This window comes from Cohnella sp. GCM10012308, assembly GCF_042649185.1.
Lineage (GTDB): Bacteria > Bacillota > Bacilli > Paenibacillales > Paenibacillaceae > Cohnella.
On the sequence record NZ_JBHRYU010000050.1, the window covers coordinates 15,445 to 35,965 of the forward strand.

Below are 20,521 nucleotides of genomic sequence, written 5' to 3' on the forward strand. Positions count from 1 at the left end.
TATCCCAGAACGCTGTCGCCTTTCATAGAGATATGACGGCAAAAGCGGCTTCTCCCGGAGAAGAAGCCGCCTTATCCCCGACACCGCCGCGCTTAACGCTTAATAGGAAATCCAGACGCTGCCGAGCTGCGGCGTGAAGATCTGCCCGGTGTCCGTGTCCGCGAATTCGATCTTCAGGTAATTGACACCGCTAAGACCGGATTTAAAGTACATCACTCTTCTCCATACGCCTCCTTGATCGCTGACCGCGGGCGTCACTTGCGCATAATTGACGCCGTCCGCGGAGGTGTAGAACTTGAAATGGTCGACCGTCGTGTCCGATTCCCACCAATGCGCGCGCACCGTGAAGCCGGTCATCCCCGTCACCTGATACACCAGTTGATCCGCCGCGTTGGCCGTGCGGGACACCCGGCTCCGGTCGCCGCCAAAGTTCGCCCAAGCGGAAGAATCCAGAATGATTGTGTTGGTCGCGCTCTTCGTCCATTTCAGGTCGTCGAGGTTATCGACGAGCATCTTGCCGCCGTACGTCAGGTCCACGTTTGCGATTTGCGAAGCCCAGGCATACGAGTCCATATCCCGGAATTCAATTTTCAGGAAGTTGACGTTGGTCAGTCCGCTTTTCGTATATTTGATCTTTTTCCACGTGCCGCCCAGATCCGCGATGACCGGCGTAATCTCGCTAAAGGCGACGCCGTCGGCCGAACCGTAAAACTTGAAATGCGTGACTGTCGTATCTCCCTCCCACCAATAGGCGTTCATCTCGAAGCCTTTGATGTTGTTCGCGTAATAAGTCACGGTATTGAAGCTGAGCGTCTTGCGCTTCAGCCTGCTTCGGTCTCCTTCAAAAGAAGGAACGCTGCTGTAGTCGAAATCCAGGCCCGCATCCATGCTGTACATCAGGGTCGAGTTGTCCAACGGATCCTTCAGCGCATAATCCGTCTGCGTCGTTCCCGTGCGGTAGCCGATCTCGATTCGGCCCAATTGCGGATAAGCGACTGGCGAGTCGGCTTCCGCGTAAACGATCTTCAGGAAATTCGTGTCAGCCGGCAGCTCCGGCAGCGTATATACGATTCTTCTTTTCGTCCCGCCCTTGTCCTCGATCGTCAGCGGCGTAATCTCCCGATAATTGCTGTCGGTGGACGAGATATAGAATTTGAAATGATTGATCGTCGTATCGGTATCCGACCAATAAGCGAACAGCTTCACGCTGTCCATGCCGCTCTGGTTGTAAACGATCGACTCCGCGGTATTCGCGGTGCGCATCAGTCGGCTCGTATCGTCTTCGAAGCCGGATGGAGAAGTGGCATCGAAGCTCAGGCCCGCCGTATGGCTGTACATTTTCGCAAAGTTGTTCATGTCGTCGATCAGTTTCGCCGTCTGCACCGTCGTCGCCGTGCCGCTTCCCTGACTCGATACGGCGCCCTTGTTGCCCGCCTTATCTACCGCCAGCACCTTGTAATAATAGGTCTGGCCGGGCAGCAGATTCGTATCCAGCCATTTGTTCGACTGCGGAATGGCGATCAGGTTGCCCGCTCCCGGCGTAAAGCCGCCGGTCGTCCCCCGGTACACTTCGTAATAGCGAAGGTCGGTCGCCGTGCTCGCCGTCCAGCTCAGCGCAAGCTTCGTGTCGCTGATGTTCGCGACGCCCAACCCGGTCGTCTGTCCAGGCGCCGTCGTATCCGCCGAACCTGTCACCCTGATGATCTGAGCGGTGGTGGACGGTACTTTGATGTACCAATAGCCGCTCACGTCGATCAAGCTGAAGCTCAGCGCCGCGTTGCTGCCGTCTTGTACCGCGAAGTTCGTATAGCCGTTCGCCACCAGGCCGCCGACGGAGATGAACACGTTTTGGGCGGAAGTTTCGGTTCGCGTGGCCTGGATGACATTTTTGTTCGCGCCCGTGATCGTAAGCGCGCTGAACTTGTCGGCCGGAGGCAGAATCGGAGAATTGACCGCGACCGGATACATCATCTGAAACGGGTTCGGCGCCAGCATCGACTTCATCTCGTCCTGCATGAGCTTGCTGTGGATGTACATGCCCACCGTCCAGAAATGGGTGCTGCCGTTGCCGATATTGTTGATGTCCGGTCCGCCGCCGCCCTCGTACGTATCGATGTAGGAGGTCGTGTAGATCCAGTCGTTCGCGACGTAAGCATGCTCGAAATAATCGATGAACTCGTTGTAGATGTCCCAGTAGGCCGTGTCTCGGGTTTGCATGTACAGGTAACCAGCCAGCTGCGCGGACAACAGAATCGATTTGTCCTCCATCCGCCATTTCTGGTTGCGCAAATAAGCGAGGATGTCCGTCGCGTACTGACGATAACGCAAATCTCCCATCGTTTCGGCCAGCCGCGCCATGACGACGCCGGCCTGCCATTCGAAGAAGTGCCACGGCGCGGTAAAAGCGCTGCCCGAATCGGGCGAGCCGTTACGGCCGAACCAGCCGCCCCCGATCGGGTCCTTCTGCCAGCCGTATTTGATCCAGCTGTCCGCCTGCGTCTTGACGATGTCGTAATACTTCTGCTCGCCGTACAGATCGTAAAGGCTCAGCAAAAAGTTATAGAGATCGAACGCGCCGACGTCCAGACCGTACACGTCGAAGCTGTCGCCGAACGGATGGCCGCTGCGCCCGCCCGCGCTGTTGTAGTTCGGCATCAGATTCGTCAGGTCGCTTCGTTCGCGCCAGGCCGTATCCAGGATGTTGTCGAATTGCGCCTTCCACTTCGCGTCTCCGGTCGACTGGTACAGGAACCACAGGTTGGCGAAGGACCTCGCGCCGCTGTCCCCCATCTCGTTAAAATTCAATTGGTACGCGTAGGTGTTCAAGTCCACGATATTTTCCCAGAAGTACGAATACGGCATCCAGTAATGCGTGCCCCAGTAGTTGCTCTGCGTCGTGCGGTCCGCATAAGCGCGGTTCCAGAGCGCCGCGTAGTCGCCCGGCCGCTGCAGCATGACTACGTCGTTGGGGGCGGGCTGCAGCCATTTGTGCACGATAGGCGTGCCTTCGTATGCGGTCGTGAAGGAATAGCGGGTGCCGCCGCTGCGGACGTGGATGCCGACGCCGTCCGTGTAGGCGGCCGACACGTAGTCGTTGTAAGCCTGCTTGAACGTTGCATTGCCGTTGAGCAGGTAGATGGAATTGAGGCCGAGCAGGTCGTAGCGCTGCCCCATCTCAAGCAAGTTATCCTTGGCCGTTCCGGGAACCGTGCCGCTCGACCATAGCTTGGACGGCTGCTGGGCCCGCTGCCGGTAAAGCTCCGCGGCCGCTTCCGCCTTTTGAAGCGGCGTCTTGGACGTATCCGCGTAAGTCGTGATTTTCAGATTGTCGAAGTAGATATTGCCGTAATTCCCTCCGTCCCACCAGTCGCCGATCCGGCTTTTTACGATCGCCCCTTGCCGGATGCCGGTCGCCGTTATGGCGCTCAATGCCGTTCCGTTCAGCTTGGGCGTAATGACGCCGTCCACCCAATTGACCGTCAGTTCCAGCGTGTTCCATTGATTGGCGTTCAGCGTACCCGAGGTCGTCGTATCGTGAATGCCGCCGGACGTGTCGAAGTAGCGCACCTTGAACTTTCGGTTCTGATCGACGATAAAATAAAAAAATTCCTCGGTGAAGCCCGCATCCTTGGCAAACGCCACCACCATCTCCCCCGTGATCGAGACAGGGTATACGTCGACGCTGACCCGGTATTGGCCCGAAGCGATCGCGATCGCCTTTTCCGCATACGCTTTGCTGCTGACGGCCGATCCGTTCAGATGCAGGCTTCGCGTCCCTTCCGATTTGACGCTTGTATCGTAAACCGCGCTGCCGGAACCGGACGCCGACGTGCTCCAATAGCCGTCCTCGAAGCCTTCCGTTTTCATCAACTGCCATTCGCTCAGCGCCTCCGATCTGCCGCCGTAAGCGAATAGCGCCAGCACGGCCGGCAGCAGCGCCAGCCAGCCTTTGGCGCGCCATCGCTCGCCTCTTTTCATCTTTTCCATCAGTGTTGTCACGGGTTCCCGCCCTTTCGTGAGGAATGGAATCTATGTAAGCGGAGAACGAGAAGGTCTCCGTTATTTTAATTTAAGCGCTTTCAAATTCCTTATCGAATTTATCTTCTGCTTGAACGCCGTTACCGACCTGTTTTCTTTCGATTCTAACGCCATCGGCGGGCAAGCAGACAGGACTGCGTTCGTATTTTTCTGGACTGGATTAGGATAAAGACGCGAATTGGCGCAAAAAAGCCGGCTCCCTGAGGAACCGGCCCCTCTAGATCTCCAAGCCTCTCCACATCATGAGCGCCGCGCCGGTGGCGACGGCGTCCTCGCGCAGCTCGCCTTTGGTGAAGACCGGCTGATACGAGGGAAAGTAATAGACGTTCTGACGCGCTGTATCGATGGCCTTTCTATAGAATCGCTCGTCGGAGTAGATGAGCGATCCGCCCAGAATGACGGTCTCCGGGTGGAACATGTTGATCATGTTGGCGAGGCCGATGCCCAGATACACGGCAGCGCCTTCGAACAGCTCGACCGCCGGCGGATGCTCCTGCCTGAGCGCCTGCAGCAAGTCCTCGTAGCGGATCATCTCCGGCGCGAGCCGCAGCAGCTCCGTCCAGCCTCCGCGGCCGAGCTTGGCCTGCGCTTGCGCCTGCTTTTCCAGCGCCTGTATGGAGGCGTAAGCCTCCAGGGCGCCAAAGTTCCCTCCGTCGTGCAGCCGCGTGCCGTCCGCCTGGATGATCATCTGTCCGACCGCGCCCTCCAAGTCGATCGAGCCGTGGACGATGCGGCCGTTGGACATCATCGCGGAACGCAGCCCCACGCCCGCATGCATATACAGCAGATGCTGCGGATTGGACTGCCTGAGCGCCCAGCGCTCGCCCATGAGCGCTGCGTTCGCGCCGTTCTCGAGGCGCGACTTGAAGCCGGTCGCCTCCTCGGCCATTCGGCAGATCGGCACGTCCTGCCAGCCCGGCGCCGCGAAGTGAAGCGGCCGAAGCACGACGCCGCGCTCGCGGTCCAGCGGTCCGACGGCGCCGATGCCGAACCCCTTTACCTGGCTTGGCTCGATCTTATGATCAAACAGTATGGCCTTGACCGTTTTCTCCGCATGCGCGATCAGCTTGTCCGGCGTCATCGCTTCGTCCATGCGCCAGCGCGTGAACGACATCGGGTTCATGCGGATGTCGAAGAAGCCGAGCGAGGCATGGAACCGGGAAATCTCAAGACCGAAAAAATACCCGTACGCCGGGTTCGTCTCGTACACGATCGGCCTTCTGCCCCCGCTGGACGGACCAAGGCCCGAAGCCTGGATCAGCCGGTCCGCGGTCATCTCTTCGAGCGTGCGCGTAAGCGTGCTGCTCGGAATCCGGAAGCGATCCAGCAGCTCGGCCTTGGAAACGAAGCCCTGCTCGGCGATATGATGATAGATCAATTCTTTGGACGTGGGCACGCGATTCTCGCGATTCATGGACGGGCACTTCCTCGCTCGCTTGTACGTTCGGCTTCAATCATTCTTTTCATTATATCGAAACGCCCCTGGACGATCTATACCCCGTCTTCCGCCCGGTTTAATTCCAAAATAAATTTAAGTATATCTTTTATATGGGCCATAAAAACTTATTATAGCCTGAAGATCGAACACTTAATACCATTTTGGAATAAAGATGTTATACTAATGGAGACGGGAGGCATCGCCATGACCGATAAAAGAAAGCTTCATCTCTCGCTCTTCCTCGCATTCTTGAAAATGAGCCCCCTTACGTTCGGCGGCGGATATGCGCTGATACCGGCGATCGAACGCGAAGTCGTCGAAAATAAACGCTGGCTGCAAGAAGAGGAAATCGCCGATTTATTCGCCGTATCGGGTACCGTGCCCGGCGCGGTCGCCGTGAACTCGGCCGCCTTCATCGGTTACCGGATCGCCGGCGTGTCCGGCGCGATCGCCGCGCTGCTCGGCATCTGTCTGCCGACCTTCGCGCTCATGATCGTCTTGTCGATCTTCTACGTTCAATTCAAGGACAATCCGAAGGTCGAAGCGGCCTTTACCGCCATACGCGCCACGGTCGCCGCGCTCATCGCCTTCGCGGCGATCAAGATCGCCCGGTCCTCCATCGTGGACTTCGCCTCCGGCGCGCTCGCCGCGGCGGCTGCGCTCTTGCTTTTTACCGGCATCCATCCGTTGTGGGTCGTCGCGCTGGGCGCAACCGCGGGCATCCTCCTGGTACAGTTCCGCGTGATCACGGGCAAACGACCGAAGGGAAGGGAAAAAGAGCCTGTTTTCGATTACATGATATAATTTGAGCAAATGAGGTTTTAGACATGCTGATCCCCCTGTTCGCCATGTTCTTCCTCGTCGGGCTCGTCTCCTTCGGAGGCGGCTACGCGATGATCCCGCTCATTCAGGAAGAGATCCTGAATCGCCATCAATGGATGGGGGCCGGACAACTCGCGGACATCGTAGCGGTCGCGGGCATGTCGCCCGGTCCGATCGCCACCAACATCGCGGTCGCCGTCGGCTATCAAAAAGCCGGCTTGCTCGGGGCCGCCGTGGCGGCGATCGCGGTCGTGCTGCCTTCGTTCGCGCTGATTCTGGCGGCAGGCAAGCTTTTTCTCCGCTATCGCGATCATCGCCGGGTTTCAGCGGCATTTTACGGTCTGCGGGCGGTCGTCGTCGGACTGATCGCGTACGCAGCCGTATCGTTCGCGCAGCATGCCGGCATGTGGACGGCGGCGCCGGACTGGCGGACCTGGTGCCAGCTCGCCATATTCGCCGGCTCTTTGTTCGCGCTGATTTATTTGCACAAGCATCCGTTTGTCGTAATCCTATTATCCGGATTGGTTGGCATCGCGCTCTACGGTTAGCCGGGGCTTATCCGACAATTTTTGATTCCCAAGCGAATGGAGCGAACCCATTTGGAAGAACAAGTCCCTCCCTGCTGCGCTGCGCGCAGAGCTTCCGTGCAAGCGGATATGGCCGGCTCACCCGCCCCCTCGCTTGAATCCGTCGCAAGTATCGACGGCGTTAAGCCTCCAAGGCCCGAGCTTGAAGCGAATATGGTTTGGCTTCCGGGCGGCGAGTTCGTGATGGGAACGGATGCGGCCGACGGCTTCCCCGCGGACGGAGAAGGCCCGCCCCGTTCCGTTCAGGTCGACGGCTTTTACCTGTCGGCCCATGCGGTGACGAACGCGCAATTCCAAGCGTTCGTCGAGGATTCGGGGTACGTCACCGAGGCGGAGCGCTTCGGCTGGTCCTACGTTTTCCACTTGTTCGTCTCCGAAGCCGTCAGACAGGATGTCCGCATCGTGCCGCAATCGACGCCTTGGTGGTACGTCGTGAACGGCGCGCGCTGGGACATGCCCGAAGGACCGGACTCCGGCATTGAAGGCCGGATGGACCATCCGGTCGTTCATGTGACTTGGCACGACGCCGCCGCTTACTGCAGTTGGGCAGGCGGACGGCTGCCGACCGAAGCGGAGTGGGAGTATGCGGCCAGGGGCGGCCTCGCACGCAAGACTTATCCTTGGGGGGATTTGCTGAAGGAGGGCGGCGAGCATCGCTGCAACATCTGGCAGGGCAAGTTTCCGGTGAAAAACAGCGAGAGCGACGGCTATGCGGGCACCGCGCCCGTGCATGCCTACGAGCCGAACGGCTACGGCCTCTACAATATGGCCGGCAATGTGTGGGAATGGTGCGCGGACTGGTTCACGCCTGCCTATCATACGGTTACCGCCGCGTCGAATCCAAGATTCGACCAGCCGACGGACAAGCGGTCGATGCGAGGCGGTTCTTACTTGTGCCACCGCTCTTATTGCAACCGGTATCGGGTCGCCGCGCGCAGCTCGAATACGCCGGACAGCTCCGGCGGCAACTGCGGGTTTCGCGTCGCGCGATCGCGCTGAGGAGGGAAATCGGATGGCAAAGAAGACGCATATCTGGCTGATTACCGCGGATCAGATGCGGGCGGATGCGCTGGGTATCGTAAATTCGGCCGTGCGCACGCCGTCCCTTGACGCGCTGGCTGCCGAAGGCGCCGTCGTCGAGGGCGCCTATTGCGCGAGCCCCGTATGCACGCCCTCGCGCGCCTCGATCTTCACCGGCCGGTATCCGCACGTTCACGGCGCATGGAATATCGGGCTGTCGTTAAAGGAAGACGAAATTACGCTGGCCGACCTTCTGAAGACGGCAGGCTACCGGACGGTCGGCATCGGAAAGATGCATTTTCGCCCGCAATGCAAGCCGGGCTTCTCCTACGAGCCGGAGGATCCGCTCTTCCGCGACAAGGGCCGGACGTCGGACGGCACTTACTTCGGCTTCGACGAGCGCCGCGTGACCGAGGACAACGCGACCGGCGAATATCTGGATTGGCTGCGGGCGAAAGCGCCCGCCGTCGCCGAACGATTCGAACGGGATCGCTATGCCTCCGCCGATGCGGACGGCGACGTGTGGGAGAGCGAGCTCCCGCCGGAGCTGCACCAGACGTACTGGACAGCCGATCGGAGCATCGAGGCGATTCTCTCTCACGACGCTGACCGGCCGCTGTTCCTCTGGACGAGCTTCGTCGATCCGCATCACCCGTTCGATCCGCCGAAGGCCTACGCGGAGCTGTACGAGGGCGTCGATATGCCGCTGCCTGCCGTCGGTCCGGACGACTTGAGACGGCGTCCGGAGCACCTGTTGCGCAAAGGCAAGCGCGGCTATTGGCCCGGCGGAGGCGAGGAACACGCGCTCGCCGAAGCGCAGATGCGGCGGCTGATCCGCAACTATTACGCGATGATCACCTTCGTCGACGAACAGATCGGCCGCATCCGCCAGGCTTGGCGCCTGAAGGGCATGGACGAGGAGCTGCTCGTCCTGTTCACCAGCGACCACGGCGAGCTCCTCGGCGATCACGGGTTACTGTACAAGGGGCCCTGGTTTTACGAAGGGCTGACCCGCGTTCCGATGATCGTTCGCGGACCGGGCATCGTTCCCGGACAACGCGTGTCCGCGCTGATGGAGCACGTCGACATCGTGCCGACCTTGCTGGACGCCGTCGGTCTCGAACGCGCCTCCGGCTTGCAGGGCGTATCGCTCATGGCGTCGCTCCGCGGAAGCTCGGCCGGCGTTCGGAACTCGGCCATGACGGCCTATGACGCCCATGACCGCGGCATAAGCGCAAAGTGCCTGCGCACTCCGCGCTACAAGCTCGTCGTTTTCGCCGGAGAGGCATACGGCGAGCTGTACGATCTGCAGGAAGATCCGGGCGAGAACCGCAACCTGTTCGATGACCCGGACAGCCGCGAGCTCCGCCGCCGGATGATGGAGCTGCTCGTGCAGCGCATGATCCGGGACCAAGACCCCCTCCCCGTGCGGCAGGCGAATTGGTAGACGGAGGGGATGTCCGCGCCCGGCGATCCTAAGTCAGTCCGCAGGACAAAATAAACGGCAGCCCAAGACGAGAAAAACGCGTCCTGGACTGCCGCTTATTTATTTTCGCATCCTGCATCGATCAGGTTCTTTGCCCGCTCATTCGACCGCTGCGGCATGCGCCCGTTCTTCTCATTCCCGCGCTTAGAGCGGAACGCCGTACACTTGCGTCTCCACGTAGTGATTCCACGCGTTGACGCTGCTGCCGTTCGACCAGATCCGCACGTACCTTGCCGTCACGGGATTGAAGACGATCTCCTTGCCCGCCGCCGTCTCGGCATACTCGGCGTCCGTGCCCGCGCCCTTGCCGGCGCTGTTGTTCGCGTCGTTGTTGAACACCGTCGTCACGCCCGAGGAGAAGTCGGCCGTCGTCGATAGCTGCACGATGACGTCTCTGTAGATCCGGTTGTCGTAAAAGCGCCACAGCTTCAGGCGGTTCACGGCGTAGCTCGCGCCCAGGTCGAGCTGCAGGTACTGCAATCCCTGATCCAGTCCCGCGTACAAATTCTTGTCCCCGGTCGCGCCGTCCGTCGCATAGGCGGCATTATTGACGAAGCTGCCCGAGGTCGGCGTCTTGCCAGCCGCCGCGTTCACGACCGACGGATGCTCGAACGCGCCGCGATCGGGCTTCTGGACGTAGAGCGCATTGCCCCAAAAGTCCTTGCCTCCGTTGGCCGCGATCGCGACCCCGCGGTCGATCGCCGGCGAGGCGGCCTGCAGCTTGTAGCCGTCCAGCGCGCCGATTCCCGTCCCGGTCCCGGGGCTCACGAACAGCGGATTGGACGTGAGCATATAGGCGTCGGGAATGACGGCCGTCGTCGGCACGTTGTTGCCGTAGAACACGTTGCCGTCGTACGTCCAGGTCGTCTTTTTCGTATAGCCGCCCGTGCCCAGATTGTAGAAGATGTTGTTCTTGAACGAGGCGCCGCCGTTGCCGCCTTGGTTCACCAGCAGATTGTTCGCGAGGCCGCTGCCGACGTAGAAGACATTGTTGTAAAACTGCATGTTGCTGTAATTCGCGCCGCTGCACACCGTAATCATCTGATACTTGTCGTTCTGGCTGATGTTGTAGCGGAAGATGCCGTCCGTCACCGAGCCGCCCGTCTCGTTCTGGCAGATCAGCGCCGTGCCGCCCTCGTTGTCGTGGCTGTAGTTGTACTGGAAGACGAGGCCCTTCGTGCCGTTGTCGAAATCGAAGGACATGCCGTCCTTGATCGTCTTGCCGCCGGATACTTCGTTGTACTGATACACCGTATAGTCGCCGTTGTACGTCCACATGCCCGCGTTGTAATCGACCTGCGCCTCGTTGTAACCGTCCACCCGGTTGTGCTCGACGAGCGCGCCGGTCGATACGTGCGGGACGATGCCGTCGCCGCTGACATGGAGCACCTCGTTGCCCCGGATGACGACGCCGGTCGCCGGCGTCCACGGCCGGTTCGCGTTGCGAACGCCGCCCTGCTGGTCGCGGTCGTACCATTCGGAGTTGACCATGATCCCGGTGCGGGTGACGCGCTCGATCTTGTTGTTCTCGATCAGCACCTGATCGAACTTGGTGACGCGGTTCGGCGAGCCGTCGGACCGGGCCCGCACGACGACGTTGATGCCTGCGCTGCCGTTGACCGACTTGGTATGCAAGCCGTTGACGTCGTGGATGTACAGGTCGTGCAGGTGGATGTCGTGCAGTACGGCGACGTTGACAATATCGCTCGTCGAACCCGCCTGATAGTCCTCGCCGACGACGAGCACGCCGCTGCGGGCCGTCGTTCCCTGCGTCGCGGTCTGGTTCGTGATCTCGAGATGGCCGATGCTCCAATACTGTTGATTGTAAAGCCTCACGACCGCGTTCGCCCCCTGGCCGTCGATCCGCGGATCCGCGCCCGTGCCGTACCGGTCCACCACGATCCGGTTGCCGGCCGCGCCCGAGCCTTGCGGCTGCAGCGTGCCGGTCCACGTCCCTCCTGCCTTCAGCAGAATCTTGTCGCCCGGGCCGAAGGTCGTCGCATTTACCTTGGCCAGCGTCTTCCATGCGGCCGTCTGCGAGAGCCCGGTATTGCTGTCGCTGCCCGCCGTCGCGTCTACGTAATACGTCTGGTTGTCCGCATGCGCCGTTCCGTTCACGAAGAGACATGCCAAAAGAATGACGAAGCCGTACATCCAATGTTGCGCTTTCATGAATATTCCTCCTTTGGATTCGGTGCTATAGAGACGAACAGCCTCCGGACGACCTACTCTCGCAAGCGGGACCCCGGAAGCTGTTCGAATCGGATCAAGCCCGATGGGGCTTAGTCCCTGCGGTCAAGACGGTATTACTGAATGCCCTCTTCTTTGGCCTTCGCGTTCACTTCCTCGATCATCTTGTCTAGGCCCTTGGCCTTGTAGCTCTTCAGAATGTCGTTCCACGCCTGCTCGACCGGCTCTTTGGACAGCATGACCTTCAGCAGGTCATCCTGGTCGAGGACGGTGAACTTATCCTTGGTCGGCGTGGACATATAGGTGAGACGGATGTCGTAGTCCGGCACCTTCGTGTTTTTGAGAACCCAGTCGATGTAGTCGACGCCTTCCTTGCGAATCGACTCGTTGGCGATCAGCGGGTTGTTCATGTCGTAGCTGTCGGACGTCTCGTAGGCGACCAGCTGCCGCAGGAAGTTGCGGGCCGGATACTTCTCGTTCAGCGAGCCCGTTTCGATCATGACCTTTTTGCCGCCCTCGACCTTATAGTCGACGCCTTCCTTGCCGTAGATCAACAGATCCTTGCCTTCGGGAGACAGAATATAGTCGTACAGCGCCATGATGCGATCCATCTTCTTGTCGTCGACCTTGCTGCTGAAGTAGCTTTCCGACCAGTACGTCTTGAAGATCGCATGCGTGCGTTCGCCGTCCGGGCCGACGAGCGGCTTCAGCACCTTAACGCTCTGCGTGATGTCCGTATCCGGATAGGCCGTCTTCCATCGCTTCTCGTAGATATCGCCGTTAAAATTGACGAATCCGCCGCCGCTCAGCAGGGCCGCCGCTTTGCCGGACACGAATTTATCGTAGGAATCGGCACCCTTGGCGAGCGCGATGTCCGGATCGATCAGGCCTTTGTCGTACATCGCCCGCATATTTTGCAGCGCAGGCAGCGCTTTCTTGGAGAATACCGCCGGGATGAGCTTGCCGTCCTCTTCGATCCACTTGAAGTCGCTGCCGCTGCCGTCGCTCGTGGCGACCGGGTTGCCGTACAGCCAGAACAGGCCGCCGAGCAGCTTCGTCTGCGTCGTCGTCAGACCGGCGATATGCTTGCCTTCCGAATCCGCCTTCGTGATCGCTTCGAGCATCGCCTCGAACTCCTCCCAAGTCTCGGGCTCCTTCGTGATGCCGGCTTTTTGGGCGAGGTCCCAACGGTAGAGGACGACGCGGTCGAGCGCGCTCCAGTCGACGCTCGGGAACATTCTCCGCGGCACCGTATAATACTTGCCGTCTACGCTCAATCCCTTGATATCCGGCGCTTCGAAGTATGCGGCGAGATTCGGATATTTGGACAGATCAGGCAGCGCTTTGACGACGCCCTGCTCGACCCATTTGCGTTGATACTGCGTGCCGATCGCATCGATGGCGAAGATGTCCGGCAGCTGGTCAGAAGCCGCCCACATCTGAATTTTTTGCGCGTAGTCGTCCCAGGTCGTGTTGACCGGCTTGAGAGTGACGTTGAACTTCTTCAGCACTTCCTGAGAGATCGGGTCCTTGGCAATCTTGGCGATCTCGGCGTCCGCGTCCCAGAACGCGACGGAGATCTCCATCGGGTCCTTGTACGGATTGTCGGCCGCCGCCGAGGCACCCGCGGACGACCCGGCGCTCGGTGCCGCCGAAGACGCTTGATTGTTGTTGTCGTTGCCGCCGCATCCGGCGAGCAATGCCGCGGACAGGGCCAGGCTCGATGCGACTGCCGTGAATTTTTTGACCATGTTTATGAATCCTCCCTTTGATCATTATAGGATAATCATTTAATATAATTAAAAAATTTCTTATCCCCTTAGCCTTTGATCGAGCCGACCATAATGCCCTTGTCGAAGTGCTTCTGCAAAAACGGATAGACCGCGATGATCGGTACGCTTGAGAGGACGATCGCCGCCATCTGAAGCGCCGGCGTATACACCTTGGCCGACTGCTGCTGCTCCGCGAGCGTCTGCGCCATCAGGCTCAGCATGGAATTGGACGTGATCAGCGTCTCCCGCAGGTAGATCTGCAGCGGAGCCTTGGAGGCGTCGCTGATGAAGATGAGCGCGTACCACCATTCGTTCCACCGCTCTACCGCGTAGAACAGCGCGAAGGTCGCCATGAACGGGGCGGAGATCGGCAGGATGATCTTGTAGAGAATGTACAGATCGTTCGCCCCGTCCAGCTTGGCCGACTCCTCCAGGCTTTCCGGGATGCCGGCGAAATAGTTTTTCATGATGATCAGGTAGAACGTATTCAAGCCGGCCGGGATAATCATGACCAGGATATTGTTGACCAGACCCAGGTCCTTCACGATCAGATAGAAGGGAATGAGACCGCCGTTGAAAAACATCGTGAACAAGATCAGGCTCAGCATGGCATTGCGACCCGGCATGCCCCGCTTGGACAAGGCGTAGGCGCCCGCCACGGAGATCGCCATGCTGAAGGCGACGCCGGCGACGGTGACGATGACGGAGTTCAGGAACGACGTCCAGAACTTCGTGTCCTCGACCAGCAGTTTGTAGGCCGACAGGTCGAACGAGAGCGGCAAAATGTAAAAGTCGCTTTTGCTGATCGCATCGAATCTAGCGACCGAGACGATCAGGACATTGTAGAACGGAAAGAACGTAACGACGGTCAGCAGTCCCAGGACGATAAACGCCCCGATATCGAACGGACTCCACTTTTTCTTTTTCACGGCTGCCAGGGCGCTCATGGGCGGTCCTCCTTCGCTGTTGTTTTCATCAATAGAGCCCCTGCTCTCCCATTCGCTTGGCGAACGTATTGGCGGCCCACAGCAGCACGAGGCTGATGACGGACTTGACGACGCCGACCGCGGTCATATAGCCGAAGTCTCCGCCGACGGTGAAGGACGTCCGGTAGATGTACGTATCGATCGTATCCGCCACGGAATAGACCGGCGAGCTGTACAGGTTGAAGATCTGCTCGAAGCTGGCTCCCTGCGTCAGCATCTGACCGACATGCAGGATGAGCAGTACGGCCACCGTGCTCTTGATGCCGGGCCACGCGATGTTCAGCAGCCTGCGGAACCGGTTCGCGCCGTCCACCTCGGCCGCCTCGAACAGCTCGGGGTTGATCCCGGCCAGCGCCGCCAGATAGATGATCGAGTCCCAGCCAATCTCGCGCCAGATGTGGGTGATGTACAGAATCGGCCTGAATGCGCCCTCGTCCACGAGAGGCGAGCTCGATTCGCCGCCGAACAGCATCACGATCTGGTTGTAGATGCCGTCCTTGCTCAGGATGTTCGTGATAATCCCCGCGAGCACGACCCACGAGATGAAGTGGGGAAACGTAAGGATCGTCTGGAAGAAGCGCCTGGCTTTGTTGCGGGAAAATTCGTACAGGACGATCGCCAGAATGATAGGCATCGGGAAGTGAACGATCAGCTTCGTGACGCTGATGATGATCGTGTTGAAGAAGGCCGTGCGGAATTCGGGGTCCGTCAGGAGCTCCTTGAAGTTGTCTAATCCCGTCCAGGGGCTGCCCAATATGCCCTTGCTGTAATTAAAGGTTTTGAACGCCAGCGTCACGCCGTACATCGGTCCGTAGCTGAACAGCGCGTACCAGACCAGAATCGGCAGCACCATTAAATAGAAGTACTTGTATTGCAGCATCGTCTTGCCCAATCTCCGCTTCGGAGCCCGGGCCGTCGTCGGATCGGCCAACCGTCTCCCCGCCTTCCATGTTGTCTTTGGCGCCAAGTAAGCGTTTTATATGCTAAATTATAAGGAGCGCAAAAGCGGCCGAGTATAGAGGATTCAATCCGCAGATGTGGACTTTACATACGTGACGGCGCAGGGGACGGCAGGTTCGGAGGATCGGACATAGCGAACGTAAGATCGTCCATACCCGTGCCTGGCGGGAGCCGATAGGATGAACCTTAAGCGGGAGCAAAAAGCGATTCGGGAGGGCTAGCATGAGCATGCATACAGCAATAATCGCCGACGACGAACCATGGATCGTGGAAGGCATCAAAGCGGCGGTGGACTGGGGCAAGTTCGGCTTCGAGGTGATCGGGGACGCCGAGGACGGACAGGCGGCGCTGGCGCTGATCGAGGCGCTGCGCCCGACGCTTGTCTTCACCGACATCAAGATGCCGGCAATGAACGGCCTGGAGCTGATCCAGCGGGGCAAAGCCGTCTCTCCGGACACGCTGTTCGTCGTGCTCAGCGGACACGCGGAGTTCGCATACGCGCAAAAGGCGATCAACTACGGCACCTTCGGCTACTGCCTGAAGCCCTTCGAGATCGACGAGATCCACGGGATGCTCGCGCGGATCGCGCAGCATCTCGAATCGAGCGAAAAGAAGGCGACGCCCGCCCATTCCTACGAGCTCTACGAGGCCGTCTGCGCGGGCGATCTGGACCGGATCGGCCGGCTCCTGGACAAGAGCGGCATGCCGGTATCGATTGGGACGCCTCTCGTCCCGGTCGTGGTGCAGGGCCAGCATACGCCGCCCGCCGTGCCGGGGGGCGTATGCCTGTCGTTTCCCATGAGCAGCAGGCGGCACGGTTATTTAATGGAGGAGCGCCGCAAGGCGGCATTCCTCCAGGGGATGAGCGGCGGCGGACGGTCTGTCGAATTCGGCGTTGGCGTCGGTCCATCCCTCTCGGACGTCGCGGAGCTGGACGCAGCCCTCGAGGCTGCCTCGCTTGCGGCCTACGGCATGTTCGCGACGGGGCGGCCCGGCATCTATCCGGCGTCCGCCTCGGAACGCCCGATCGAGGAGCAGCTCAGGGAGATCGCCAGGACGCTCGAACGCAAGGACAGGCTGGGCTTCATCGCGGCCATGGAGTCGGCCAAGGCGGGATTCCGCAACGGCGCCTTCACGATCAAGGAAGCGTACGTGCTCTATACGTCGGTGCTGTATCTGTTCCCGCGGGAGGGCTCCAGGCCGAGCGGACGCTTTTTCGAAGGCTACGAGCAGCTCTATTATCGGTACGGAACCGCGGAGGCGATGGTGGACGACCTGACGACGATGACGCTCGACTCGTTCGCCGAGAGCGTCGAAACGGCGGAAAGCCGGATCTCCCACAAGAAGGTGAAGGAGATCGTCCTCTACATCCGCAACCGCTTCAATCAGGAGCTCTCCATTCAAAGCCTGGCGGAGCAGTTCTATTTAAGCCCGAATTATCTATGCCAGCTATTCAAGCGGGAGGTCGGCGAGACGATCGTGGAGCACATCTCGCGGCAGCGCATTGAATACGCCTGCAAGCTGCTGGAGGAGACCGATTTATCCATCTATCAGGTAGGGGAAAAGTGCGGATTCCAAGACTACTTCTATTTCACCCGAATCTTCAAAAGATACCGTAAAATGACGCCGACACAATACCGGGAGCGGTCATGAAGTCCTTCGGCAGATTGTCCATCCGCACGCAGGTGCTCCTGATCGGCGCCCTTATCGTCGCCATCATCCCCTTCGTCATCGTGCGCGTCTACCAGCAGTCCAGCGCGACAATCATCGACCAGAACACGGAATACAACACGGAGCTCGTCTCCATCCTCAAGCAACGGGTATCGGCCAACTATGCCAACGTGTCGGCGCTTATGATGAATCTCGGCTACGACGGGACCCTTCAGAAGTTCCTCCTCGAGACCGACAAGCTCAAGCTGTACGATCTGTCGCAGAAGGTCGAGAGCCTGATGAGCATCGCGCGAAATACGAACCAGGATATTCTCGACATCGTGGCGGTCGGACGTTCAGGCTCGTATACGTCTTTGGCGGGCCGAACCCAGCATATTCAGGAGCTGATGGCGACGGCGGACGGGGACGGCACCGTCCATTATCGCGGGTATAGCCCGCCCGACAAGGTACTCGATAAAGGCAAGCTGCTGTTCGGCATGAACATCTTCGCTTCGGACGATACCCAATTCTACGGCGAGAAGATCGGCTACATCCTGGTTATCCTCGACATCCAGTCCATTCATTCGGCGTTCGAGGGTTATCCTCGGCTGGCGGGCACGAATTTCTTCATGATGGACGACAAAGGCGTCATCTACGCGAACGGCAGCGAATGGGAGCGCATGCTGGGCAGTATGGGGATTGACGATGAGGGCGAAAAGGTACAAACAGCGGAAGCGGGCAAATCGTCCGTCCGGAAGATCGGCGGCAAGAAATACGCCGTTCAGACGTTCGCGCTGCCGGAGATCTCGGGCAAGATCGTGACGGCCGTCCCGATCCACAATCTGATGAAGGAGCTCGAGCGTCTGCGCCAGACCAGCTATTGGCTGCTAGCCGTCACGCTGCTGGTCGTCTCGGTCCCTTACGCGATGCTCATGGTGAATATCTTAAGGCCGCTGACCCGGCTCATGCGGTTCATGAAGCGGCTGAAGGGCGGCAATCTGGAAGTGCTCCACGATAAAGTTGACCTGAAGGGTTATGCGGAGATCGAGGTCATCTCGAGCGAATTCAACACGATGATGACGCGCATCAACGATCTGACGGGGCAGCTGGTAGACGCGACGTCGAAGCTTTACCGGGTGGATCTGGAGAAGCAGCGGGCCGAATACGCCTACCTGCAGAGCCAGATCAATCCGCACTTCCTGAGCAACACGTTGGATTCGATCAAAGGCATCGCCATCGTCAGAGGGAACCGGGACATCTTCGAGATGACGACGGCGCTCAGCTCGATGCTGCGCTACAGCATTAAGGGCAAAGACGAGGTGCGTCTTGCGGACGAGCTGAAAATCGCGGAAGCCTGCGTCAAGATCCACCAGGGCCGGTTCCCCGGCAGGCTGACGTTCAGACTCATCTGCCCGGAGGGGCTTCGGGACATCGTCGTGCCGCGGATGATCGTCCAGCCGATCGTCGAGAATGCCCTCGGACACGGGTTGGAGCCCCGCGGCCGTGGCGGCGTCCTGCTCATCTGCGCCGCGGAAAACGCGGACGGACGGCTTGAGATCGCCGTCGAGGACAACGGCGTGGGCATCGAGCCGGATCGCTTGGCGCTCATGATGGCGTCGCTCGCGAGCAAGAATGCGGAGGCGAGCGGCCATATCGGCGTCCGCAACGTGCACAACCGGCTGTGGCTCAGATACGGCGAGCCCTGCGGCGTCCGGCTGGAGAGCGAGCCCGGACGCGGGACGAAGGTCGTGCTGACGCTGGCGGGGCGCCGGGCGGATGGGGCCGATGCGCGGTCCGGGGATGAGGCCGTCTGAACCGCCAAGAATAAGGCTGTGCGTGCGGCGCAGGATGAGGCCATCCGAGCGACGAGACTGACCGCCGCGGCGCCCGCCGCAAAGGCAGTTCTCGCCGTTCGCGTTAATGGAACCAGCTGTACAACGGAATAAATAGCAGCGACGTCACGATGCCGGCCAGCGCCATGGACACGCCGCTGACGCTGCCCTGCAGCTCGGAATCACGGATCACGCGGCCGGTGCCGATGCCGTGGGAGGAGGTGCCGATGGCGACGCCGATCGGCATATCGCCGGAGATGCCCGCCCGGCGCAGCAGCGCGGGGCCCACCATGCTGCCGAGCAGTCCGGTCAGGACCGTCAAAACGGCGGCGAGCTCCGGTATGCCGCCGGCCTGGCGGGCGATCTCGACCGAGATCGCGCTGGAGACGGACTTGGGCATCATGGTCGCCATAAGCTCCCGCGTCCCGCCCATCAGCCAGACGAGCAGCCCGGCGCCGGCGATGCCGCTCACCGATCCGATCGTAACCCCGGATAGGATCGCGGCGAAGTAACGACGCAGAAAGTGCCGCTGCTTGTAGAGCGGGACGCCCAGCGCCACGGTCGCGGGTCCCAGGAAGAAGGTGATCAGATCGCCGCCTGCCCGGTAATCGCCATAGGGAATATCAAGCATAAGCAGCAGCGCGATGATCGCGCCCGAGCAGACGAACAGCGGATGGATCGACTTCCACTTGCCCTGCACCTTCAGGGCGATTACATAAGCGCCGACGGTAACCGTCACGCCGAACAAAGGGTGCTCATAGATCTCTTGCAAATTCATAAGCCGGCGCTCGCCTTTCCCTGCTCGGACTCGGGCGCCGGCGACGCCTTGCGGCCGACCCGGGCGGCGACGCTCCCGGCAGCCAGCATGACGATCAACGTGCTGCCCACGAGACTGACGACAATCGCGAGCCCGTTCTCCCTCAGCACCGGCAGGAAGGCGATCGTACCGACGATATACGGCACGAAGAACAGCATCATATGCCGCGTCAGCAGCTCGGCGGAGCGCTCCACCCACTCCAGCTTGACGATACGCAGAAACAAGGCGGCAGTGAACAGAATAAGGCCGATGACATTGCCCGGGATCGGCATATGCAATACGTGCTCAGCAACCAATCCCAGCAAATTAAAGGCGAGCAAAATGGCGAATCCGGCCATTATAGCACCCTCACTAAACCTTTAAACGTATAGGCCAGCACCGGCTTGCCATGCAACGCGATCTTTTCATCCTCGCAAGCTTCTTGAAAGGACAGCCAATCGTCCTCGTTAAAGTGCTGCACCGATGGCCCGTTTCCTACATGAACGCAAAGTAAATACGATTGTCCGTCGACGGAGCGGCAGTCTAGCACATAATGCGCCGATGTCTCCCGGCCTTCCCGAACGTAGGCGGTAATGGATGCCTCCTTCTCCGGCTTATCGCCGGCCGATGCGATGCCGGCCGCTTCCGGGGACACGAGCGACGCATGCAGGATCGCCTCGATCCCTTCCCCTGCGAAGCTTTCCGCTTCCGCGAAAGAATTGATTTTTCTCATAAAAGCCTTCCTCTCCATTCACTCGGTTTGCCGTTCATGATGCCGTTCATCCGATTCAATCCTGAGCGTCTTCGGTTGGTTTAATGCTCTCGCAAATCAAAGTCGCTTAGCGAGAAATCGCTGCTTCCCCAAGTATAGACGATATAATGGTTGCTCAGCGTGTCTTCCGGATGAATCTTTTTAAAGCGCAAATTGCCCCTTTCGGCAGCCC

At 59.7% G+C, this 20,521-nt stretch carries 15 protein-coding genes; 6 read left to right on the plus strand and 9 right to left on the minus strand.

Annotated features, from left to right (window positions below):
• Nucleotides 1-99: 99 nt before the first annotated feature.
• Nucleotides 100-3,999, minus strand: a complete 3,900-nt coding sequence (locus ACFOTD_RS32205) for a fibronectin type III domain-containing protein (RefSeq protein ID WP_378124081.1) — start codon at nucleotides 3,997-3,999, stop codon at nucleotides 100-102.
• 256 nt (nucleotides 4,000-4,255) lie between these two features.
• Nucleotides 4,256-5,452: an ROK family protein gene (locus tag ACFOTD_RS32210; protein WP_378124082.1), complete on the minus strand. Its 1,197-nt coding sequence runs from the start codon at nucleotides 5,450-5,452 to the stop codon at nucleotides 4,256-4,258.
• Between the two features lie 228 nt (nucleotides 5,453-5,680).
• Between ACFOTD_RS32210 and ACFOTD_RS32215 the strand changes: the two genes are divergently transcribed.
• From ACFOTD_RS32215 to ACFOTD_RS32230, 4 genes are read left to right on the plus strand one after another with little or no spacing between them, the layout of a single operon-like run.
• Nucleotides 5,681-6,280, plus strand: a complete 600-nt coding sequence (locus ACFOTD_RS32215; RefSeq protein WP_378124083.1) for a chromate transporter — start codon at nucleotides 5,681-5,683, stop codon at nucleotides 6,278-6,280.
• 23 nt (nucleotides 6,281-6,303) lie between these two features.
• Nucleotides 6,304-6,846, plus strand: a complete 543-nt coding sequence (locus ACFOTD_RS32220; protein ID WP_378124084.1) for a chromate transporter — start codon at nucleotides 6,304-6,306, stop codon at nucleotides 6,844-6,846.
• A 36-nt stretch (nucleotides 6,847-6,882) separates the two neighbouring features.
• The gene (locus tag ACFOTD_RS32225) at nucleotides 6,883-7,884 is read left to right on the plus strand and encodes a formylglycine-generating enzyme family protein (RefSeq protein ID WP_378124085.1); all 1,002 of its coding nucleotides are present in this window, start codon (nucleotides 6,883-6,885) and stop codon (nucleotides 7,882-7,884) included.
• 13 nt (nucleotides 7,885-7,897) lie between these two features.
• The gene (locus ACFOTD_RS32230) at nucleotides 7,898-9,352 is read left to right on the plus strand and encodes a sulfatase family protein (protein WP_378124086.1); all 1,455 of its coding nucleotides are present in this window, start codon (nucleotides 7,898-7,900) and stop codon (nucleotides 9,350-9,352) included.
• Between the two features lie 183 nt (nucleotides 9,353-9,535).
• Here the strand turns inward: ACFOTD_RS32230 and ACFOTD_RS32235 are convergent, their stop codons facing one another.
• The 4 genes from ACFOTD_RS32235 to ACFOTD_RS32250 form a co-directional block, all read right to left on the minus strand.
• Nucleotides 9,536-11,563, minus strand: a complete 2,028-nt coding sequence (locus ACFOTD_RS32235) for a right-handed parallel beta-helix repeat-containing protein (protein WP_378124087.1) — start codon at nucleotides 11,561-11,563, stop codon at nucleotides 9,536-9,538.
• A gap of 134 nt (nucleotides 11,564-11,697) precedes the next feature.
• Nucleotides 11,698-13,332: an extracellular solute-binding protein gene (locus ACFOTD_RS32240; protein WP_378124088.1), complete on the minus strand. Its 1,635-nt coding sequence runs from the start codon at nucleotides 13,330-13,332 to the stop codon at nucleotides 11,698-11,700.
• Between the two features lie 68 nt (nucleotides 13,333-13,400).
• Nucleotides 13,401-14,300, minus strand: coding sequence for a carbohydrate ABC transporter permease (locus ACFOTD_RS32245; protein WP_378124089.1), 900 nt, complete (start codon nucleotides 14,298-14,300; stop codon nucleotides 13,401-13,403).
• Between the two features lie 28 nt (nucleotides 14,301-14,328).
• Complete coding sequence (locus ACFOTD_RS32250; protein ID WP_378124090.1) at nucleotides 14,329-15,270, minus strand: ABC transporter permease; 942 nt, start codon at nucleotides 15,268-15,270, stop codon at nucleotides 14,329-14,331.
• Between the two features lie 251 nt (nucleotides 15,271-15,521).
• Here ACFOTD_RS32250 and ACFOTD_RS32255 point away from each other — a divergent pair, with 251 nt between their 5' ends.
• A complete protein-coding gene (locus ACFOTD_RS32255; protein WP_378124091.1) occupies nucleotides 15,522-16,952 on the plus strand; it encodes a response regulator transcription factor in 1,431 nt (476 codons plus the stop codon).
• The gene (locus ACFOTD_RS32260; protein ID WP_378124092.1) at nucleotides 16,949-18,763 is read left to right on the plus strand and encodes a sensor histidine kinase; all 1,815 of its coding nucleotides are present in this window, start codon (nucleotides 16,949-16,951) and stop codon (nucleotides 18,761-18,763) included. Before ACFOTD_RS32255 ends, ACFOTD_RS32260 begins: the two co-directional genes overlap by 4 nt.
• 103 nt (nucleotides 18,764-18,866) lie before the next feature.
• Here ACFOTD_RS32260 and ACFOTD_RS32265 read toward each other — a convergent pair whose 3' ends face one another.
• Genes ACFOTD_RS32265 through ACFOTD_RS32275 form a run of 3 tightly spaced genes read right to left on the minus strand, consistent with a single transcriptional unit; the run spans nucleotide 18,867 to nucleotide 20,310 of the window.
• Complete coding sequence (locus tag ACFOTD_RS32265; RefSeq protein WP_378124093.1) at nucleotides 18,867-19,559, minus strand: LrgB family protein; 693 nt, start codon at nucleotides 19,557-19,559, stop codon at nucleotides 18,867-18,869.
• Nucleotides 19,556-19,936: a CidA/LrgA family protein gene (locus ACFOTD_RS32270; protein ID WP_378124094.1), complete on the minus strand. Its 381-nt coding sequence runs from the start codon at nucleotides 19,934-19,936 to the stop codon at nucleotides 19,556-19,558. Before ACFOTD_RS32270 ends, ACFOTD_RS32265 begins: the two co-directional genes overlap by 4 nt.
• The gene (locus ACFOTD_RS32275) at nucleotides 19,936-20,310 is read right to left on the minus strand and encodes a hypothetical protein (protein ID WP_378124095.1); all 375 of its coding nucleotides are present in this window, start codon (nucleotides 20,308-20,310) and stop codon (nucleotides 19,936-19,938) included. The genes ACFOTD_RS32270 and ACFOTD_RS32275 overlap by 1 nt, the downstream gene beginning before the upstream one ends.
• Between the last annotated feature and the right edge of the window lie 211 nt (nucleotides 20,311-20,521).

What these genes read in the sequence shown, in the direction of transcription:
- ACFOTD_RS32210 (WP_378124082.1), bottom strand. Translation starts at nt 5,452, where the DNA reads ATGAATCGCGAGAATCGCGTGCCCACGTCCAAAGAATTGATCTATCAT.
- ACFOTD_RS32215 (WP_378124083.1), top strand. Translation starts at nt 5,681, where the DNA reads ATGACCGATAAAAGAAAGCTTCATCTCTCGCTCTTCCTCGCATTCTTG.
- ACFOTD_RS32220 (WP_378124084.1), top strand. Translation starts at nt 6,304, where the DNA reads ATGCTGATCCCCCTGTTCGCCATGTTCTTCCTCGTCGGGCTCGTCTCC.
- ACFOTD_RS32225 (WP_378124085.1), top strand. Translation starts at nt 6,883, where the DNA reads ATGGAGCGAACCCATTTGGAAGAACAAGTCCCTCCCTGCTGCGCTGCG.
- ACFOTD_RS32230 (WP_378124086.1), top strand. Translation starts at nt 7,898, where the DNA reads ATGGCAAAGAAGACGCATATCTGGCTGATTACCGCGGATCAGATGCGG.
- ACFOTD_RS32235 (WP_378124087.1), bottom strand. Translation starts at nt 11,563, where the DNA reads ATGAAAGCGCAACATTGGATGTACGGCTTCGTCATTCTTTTGGCATGT.
- ACFOTD_RS32240 (WP_378124088.1), bottom strand. Translation starts at nt 13,332, where the DNA reads ATGGTCAAAAAATTCACGGCAGTCGCATCGAGCCTGGCCCTGTCCGCG.
- ACFOTD_RS32245 (WP_378124089.1), bottom strand. Translation starts at nt 14,300, where the DNA reads ATGAGCGCCCTGGCAGCCGTGAAAAAGAAAAAGTGGAGTCCGTTCGAT.
- ACFOTD_RS32255 (WP_378124091.1), top strand. Translation starts at nt 15,522, where the DNA reads ATGAGCATGCATACAGCAATAATCGCCGACGACGAACCATGGATCGTG.
- ACFOTD_RS32260 (WP_378124092.1), top strand. Translation starts at nt 16,949, where the DNA reads ATGAAGTCCTTCGGCAGATTGTCCATCCGCACGCAGGTGCTCCTGATC.
- ACFOTD_RS32265 (WP_378124093.1), bottom strand. Translation starts at nt 19,559, where the DNA reads ATGAATTTGCAAGAGATCTATGAGCACCCTTTGTTCGGCGTGACGGTT.
- ACFOTD_RS32270 (WP_378124094.1), bottom strand. Translation starts at nt 19,936, where the DNA reads ATGGCCGGATTCGCCATTTTGCTCGCCTTTAATTTGCTGGGATTGGTT.
- ACFOTD_RS32275 (WP_378124095.1), bottom strand. Translation starts at nt 20,310, where the DNA reads ATGAGAAAAATCAATTCTTTCGCGGAAGCGGAAAGCTTCGCAGGGGAA.